Annotated in this window: 2 protein-coding genes; one reads left to right on the top strand and one right to left on the bottom strand. The window is 67.9% G+C overall.

Features of this window, described 5'->3' with window-relative positions; all coding sequences use genetic code 11:
- A partial coding sequence (locus tag J7E68_RS17020) for an RNA polymerase-binding protein RbpA (protein WP_215174592.1) occupies nucleotides 1-178 on the top strand: 178 nt, incomplete at its 5' end.
- On the opposite strand, the gene lnt is transcribed toward J7E68_RS17020, so the two are convergent.
- Nucleotides 175-1,698: an apolipoprotein N-acyltransferase gene (gene lnt, locus J7E68_RS17025; RefSeq protein ID WP_215174590.1), complete on the bottom strand. Its 1,524-nt coding sequence runs from the start codon at nucleotides 1,696-1,698 to the stop codon at nucleotides 175-177. The two genes, J7E68_RS17020 and lnt, sit on opposite strands and share 4 nt — an antisense overlap.
- Nucleotides 1,699-1,728: the final 30 nt, after the last annotated feature.

A 1,728-nucleotide genomic window follows, 5' to 3' on the forward strand; every position in this document is an offset into this window, starting at 1 on the left:
CGGCCAGGCCGGGACGCGCGAGGCGACCGATGAGAAGGCCGCACGTACTCACTGGGACATGCTTCTCGAGCGTCGGACCCTTGCTGAACTCGAGGAGCTCCTCGAAGAGCGCCTCGCCTTCATCCGCGCCCGCCGCGGAGCCGGTGAAGACCCGACCCGCGAGAAGATCGGCGCCTAACGACGTCGAGCGCGCAACCACCCGAACGCGAGCGCGCCCAACCCGCCCCACAGCAGCACCAGCTGAATCCACGGGCCGGTGATGACCCCAGCCGTCAGGCCGGAGCGAAGCTCGACATCTTCGAGCAGCGCTCCGGCCTTTCCTGCGTCAAGACTCGACACCGTCGAGCCGTCGGGGCGGATGATCTGACTCGTGCCCACCGTCGAGATGTTCACCACGCTGCGGCCGGTCTCGATCGCACGCATCCGCGCGAACGCGAGCTGCTGCAGGTTCTCGTCCGTCTCTCTGAAATCGGCGTTGTTGGTCTGGAAGACGAGAACCTCGGCGCCTTCGGCCATTCCCTCGCTGATCACGTCGTCGTAGATGACGTCGAAGCAGATCGCCAATCCGACCTTCACCCCGTCGACGTCGATGACCGGAGGGTTGGTCCCCGGTGTGTACTCGCGCTGGATGAGGCCGATCAGATCGGGCGCGAGAGCGTTGAAGAAGGCGCGGTCGGGGACGTACTCGCCGAAGGGAACCGGATGCCGCTTGTCGTGCACCTGTCCGTCGCCGCCGTCCTGCGTCCAGAGCATCGAGGTGTTGTAGAACAGACCATCTCTTTCCGTCGCGGCATTCGCGAGCAGCGGTGCCCCGATCCGCGAGGCGATCGCGCTCATCCTCCGCGAGAGCGAATCCGACTGGAACGGGTCGAAGTCGAGCGATCCTTCGGGCCAGACCAGCAGGTCGACGTCTTCGCCGTAGAGCGGTTCGGTCGCGTCGGTCTGCGCGTCGATGAGCGAGTACGGCTGACGTTCGTCGAAGTACCCGCTCGGCCCGTTCCCCTGCACTGCGGCGATGCGCATCGACCCGCTGACGGTCGTGGGGAACAGGGGCGTGACGAGCAGGGCCACCGCGACGATGACCGGTGCGATCATCGCGGTCGGGCGGCGCCAGGCACGTTCGCGAATCACCTGGATGACGACGGCGACGAGGAACACCATCAGGAAGCTGAGGCCGCTGACGCCGATCCACGACGTGACCGGGGCCAGCGGGCTCTCGGCCTGGCTCATGCCCAAGCGCGCCCACGGGAAGCCGCCGTACGGCCACGAGCCGACGAACACCTCACGCCCGACCCACAGCGCCGCGACGACGGCCGGAAGAAGCAGGAGCCGCGCCCAGACGCCGGGAAAGGCTCTCGGGACCCAGCGATAGGCCAAGGTGATGAGGATCAGCGCCGCTGCCGTGAGTCCGCCCTCGAGGACGCTCAGCGCGGCCCAGGGCAGCGGACCCAGATAGCGCGACGTGAACGACACGAGGAGTCCGAAGAAGATCACCCCGTAGACGAGACCCACCGCGAGCGCGCCTCCGGGCCGACGGCCGATGAGAGCGACGAGCAACAGCGCGGTGGCCGGGAACGCCAGCGCCCACACCGCGGTGTCGGGGTAGGACAGATCCATCAGGAGCGCGGCCGCCGCCGCGGCGGGCAGGGCGAGAGAGAGCGGCAGAAGGGGGCGCTGCGGCGCGCGGGGTTCGGGCATCCTTCCTATTCTCACATCGAGGTATAGGCG

Origin of the sequence: Microbacterium sp. ISL-103 (assembly GCF_018613995.1) — a bacterium.
Classification (GTDB): Bacteria; Actinomycetota; Actinomycetes; order Actinomycetales; family Microbacteriaceae; genus Microbacterium.

Excerpts from the sequence above, each read along its gene's own strand:
- lnt (WP_215174590.1), bottom strand. The coding sequence starts at position 1,698 with ATGCCCGAACCCCGCGCGCCGCAGCGCCCCCTTCTGCCGCTCTCTCTC.